The organism is Empedobacter sp. UBA3239 (assembly GCF_002362875.1).
Lineage (GTDB): Bacteria > Bacteroidota > Bacteroidia > Flavobacteriales > Weeksellaceae > Empedobacter > Empedobacter falsenii_B.
Genome location: NZ_DEVJ01000010.1, coordinates 1 through 3,341, shown reverse-complemented (window position 1 = coordinate 3,341; position 3,341 = coordinate 1). Strand labels below are relative to the sequence as shown.

At 30.3% G+C, this 3,341-nt stretch carries 6 protein-coding genes; 1 reads left to right on the top strand and 5 read right to left on the bottom strand.

What is annotated here, in order from left to right:
- Positions 1 to 36: 36 nt before the first annotated feature.
- From B4G36_RS01170 to B4G36_RS01150, 5 genes are all read right to left on the bottom strand, one after another.
- Positions 37 to 465 carry a DUF6169 family protein gene (locus tag B4G36_RS01170; protein WP_291061357.1) on the bottom strand — a complete coding sequence of 143 codons (429 nt, stop codon included), beginning with the start codon at positions 463 to 465 and terminating at the stop codon, positions 37 to 39.
- A 55-nt stretch (positions 466 to 520) separates the two neighbouring features.
- Entirely contained in the window at positions 521 to 670 is a 150-nt protein-coding gene (locus B4G36_RS01165; RefSeq protein WP_291061355.1) for a hypothetical protein, read from the bottom strand.
- Positions 671 to 687: 17 nt separating this feature from the next.
- On the bottom strand, positions 688 to 1,482 hold the full coding sequence (locus tag B4G36_RS01160; protein ID WP_291061353.1) for a hypothetical protein: 795 nt from the start codon (positions 1,480 to 1,482) through the stop codon (positions 688 to 690).
- A 3-nt stretch (positions 1,483 to 1,485) separates the two neighbouring features.
- Entirely contained in the window at positions 1,486 to 2,385 is a 900-nt protein-coding gene (locus tag B4G36_RS01155) for a S1C family serine protease (protein WP_291061351.1), read from the bottom strand.
- A 75-nt stretch (positions 2,386 to 2,460) separates the two neighbouring features.
- A complete protein-coding gene (locus B4G36_RS01150; RefSeq protein WP_291061349.1) occupies positions 2,461 to 2,874 on the bottom strand; it encodes a hypothetical protein in 414 nt (137 codons plus the stop codon).
- A 224-nt stretch (positions 2,875 to 3,098) separates the two neighbouring features.
- On the opposite strand from B4G36_RS01150, the gene B4G36_RS01145 reads away from it, so the two are divergent.
- The coding region (locus tag B4G36_RS01145; RefSeq protein WP_422653349.1) for a transposase at positions 3,099 to 3,341 on the top strand (243 nt) is incomplete at its 3' end.

Sequence of the window (3,341 nt, the reverse complement as noted above, 5' to 3'; positions counted from 1 at the left end):
GAGTTGTGCAACAGTTACCAATGTTAGCGGTAGTTTTTATTTTTCTTCGTTTAGTGTTTTTTCTATTTGGTTATAGATTTCCACTAATTTTTGACGAGTTGGGTTATCTTGATGAAACATAAATGAAGTATATAACTTTTGTGTTTCAGTTTGAGATATTTTGAACTGAATGATATTGTCTATTTTTACAATAAATTCTTTGTAATCAGACTTTTTGTACCACCTGTCGAAAACTTTAAAACGAGTTTTTGCTTTATCGTCTTCGTCTGAACAAACATAAATCATTGAATTAAGTGCATTATGAAAAAAACGCTCTACAATATCTTCAATGGTTCTTGAAACTTTTGCGTCATAAGGTTCAAGTTCGTCACTTGCTTTGTCTATTACTAATTGGAAAATATTAGGAATTTCTTCGTTTGAAACAGCACTAAATGTTTCATCTACAACAAAAGCTACACGATACAAAATATTGTTTTTAGTTGTGAAATTGTACGTGTTTGTTATATTGTCAAAAGCGTAGTTATAATGGTTTCGCAAGTTTAATGCCTTTTTTGGAAAGAGTGTTCTTCGAGGTTTTTCCTTTCATATAAGAACGTACAACTTCCTTATCTGAAAGCATTTTCGCTACAGATTTGATAATTTTGTCCTTATTGATTGTAACCTTATTCATAGTGCAAAGATAGTAAATTATTTTTTCATTGGAATGACATAACATTTTTTATTTGCTATTTTCAGATGCAAAAAATACTTTTCTTCTTCGTCAAACCAAATACTTTTTTCTATTACAACTTTATGTTTTTCGTTTAGTTTTTCAATTAGCCAATCTTTTTGATATTTGTCAAAGCAATATCTCACAAAACCAAGACCATCGTTTTTTATATTTTTGTTAAAGTTTAGATAATCAATATAATCTGTATATGGTGAGATTGCATCGGCTGTGTGAGTTATGAAAACTAATGAATTATCATATTTTTTCTTTAGCTCATAAACATTGATAGTTTCTGAATTTGCAAAAACTTTTTTTCCGTCAGTTGTATAAACATATCTGAATGAACTTGCTTCTTCTCCAAGAACGGTGATAACATCTTTTAAGTCAGAAGTGTATTTGTTATATTCTTCCTTTAGTTCGATTTCAAAATTATTTTCAATTGCGATTTTACTGTAATGTTTTTCAAATTCTGAAAACAAATCGCTTAAAGTATGGGTTTTACTTTTTAAAATAGGCAATTTGCTATATTTTTTCAAGTACTTTATATTCTCTTTTAGACCTAATTCTATTGAATGTCTCATCAAATAGAGTAAAGGATGTGCGATAGTATCAACTCTATGTTTTTCTTCTATGATTTGATTTATCAAAATATCTACGGCATTTTCATATTGACCGACTAAATTCATATCAGAATATGAATGATCAATATAAGCTGTCAATTTATCTAAATCCCGATTGTTAATTTCGCTGGGAAGTTCTTTTTTATACCACATTAATTATTTCACTTTGATATAAACCACGTAGTTTGACAAAATTTTTATCTTGTCTTGAAGAGTTGATAAGTTATTTAAACCTGAATTGGGTAATTCTATTTTGTCATCAATTTCATCAACAAGCATACTTAAATATTTTGTCTTGATAGCATAATTTGCATTGTCAGCAATCGTTTTGTTAATTCCCGAAGATGTAATTCCAACTAAATTTCCACTTTCATCAAACAAAGGACCACCACTGTTTCCTGGTTGAATTGGAACAGAGATTTGATAAGTGGTTATACTTCCTTTAAATCCTGATTTTGAGCTGATTTTGCCATCTGTGTATTTAATTTCTTCTCCCATAATTTGAGTAAGTGGAAAACCTAATGCAAAAACAGAAGTTCCGACATCAGCCAAATCGGTTTTGAAATTATAGTTTAGTAAACTCAACGGAACAAATGAATTATCAACGATTTTCAGAATAGCTAAATCGTTTTGTTCGTCAGAAATAATGACTTTAGCAGTGTATGATTTATAATTGTGGTTAATTTCTATTTCTTTGGCATTCTTGATTACGTGGTAGTTAGTGGTTATGTAGCCTTTTTTGTCGATAAAAAATCCTGTTCCTGTAGATTTCCAAGAACTTGCAACAGTAGTCGAAGTGTTGTTTTCATCGTAAGTCGGATACATTTTTAAATAAATATCTTGTCCACTTCCTGTTTCAGAAATGGTTTTCATTGAAGCATTTTCAAAGGTAATAATGACATCTTTATTATAAGCTTTGTTAAGCATATACCAACCTGATTTGAAAATTCCAAATTGAGCTGTTTTTTGTAATTCAGCTTTTATATCTCCTTCATTCCAACCTGTTCCTCTTGCTCCTGCTAAATAAATAACCTTGTAATTGTTGTTTTCTTTCAACACAGCAAGTTTATACTCAATTTGTGCAGAAATTCGTTCGAAAATTCCTTCTATATCAGAAATTCCATTTTGTTCTCAATGTTGAACTAATTTATCATACGTCCAATCAGTATCACCTTTTTCACTTTGAGCAATATTGTTTAGAATACCAACATCAGTAAGTGCAATAAAATCTTTTTGGTTAATTTTCCCGTCTTTTAAAGGTTTGTCTAAAACTTCCAATTTAAAACCTAAAGCTCTTGGCAATCTTGCTTTTATATTAAAGTAATAAGTTTGGTTTTTTTGTAAATTTATGTCTGTCCAATTTATATTGTTTTGTTGGTCAACCACAGAAACTCTTATTGGTTTGATTCCAAATACTTTATATTCTAAAGCACTTCCATTTTTTAGATTACAAATTGCAACCAACGGAAAAGGGCTTTGCGAGGTGCGGGCTACTGCAAACGAAATTTCAAGATATAACCAAACGCTAGCAAAAACTTTTTCCATTTTTTAAAATTACGAAAATACTAAAAAATGGAAAAGTTTTTTGCGGGTACTTTTTAGAATATTTCTGAGATTTCCTTCAACCCCGCATCTTGCAAAACCCATGTACCTGTTGCACAACTCATTGGGCGTCTAAATAATTTAATAAAATCTAATGTGAAATAACTGATTAAATATTTTTATATCAAGCGATTAAGTGTTAAATTAGAGATAAATTTATAATTTCCATCCAAGGAAGAAAACAATTTTCGCCCCAACTTTTTTACCATCTCAGTTTAGATGCTTTGGTGCCTGAGGATAATTTCTACCGCCGTATTGACCAGGAATTGGATTGGCGTTTCCTATATGCCCAAACCCGGCATTATTACGGTACTCAAGGTCAAGAAAGTATAGATCCTGTGGTGTTTTTTAAAATATTGTTAGTGGGTTATTTGAATAATATCAATAGCGACAGAGCATTGATTCGCTAT

Bases quoted from the DNA above. Each gene is read 5' to 3' on its own strand.
- B4G36_RS01160 (WP_291061353.1), bottom strand. From the start codon at position 1,482: ATGTGGTATAAAAAAGAACTTCCCAGCGAAATTAACAATCGGGATTTA.
- B4G36_RS01150 (WP_291061349.1), bottom strand. From the start codon at position 2,874: ATGGAAAAAGTTTTTGCTAGCGTTTGGTTATATCTTGAAATTTCGTTT.
- B4G36_RS01165 (WP_291061355.1), bottom strand. From the start codon at position 670: ATGAATAAGGTTACAATCAATAAGGACAAAATTATCAAATCTGTAGCG.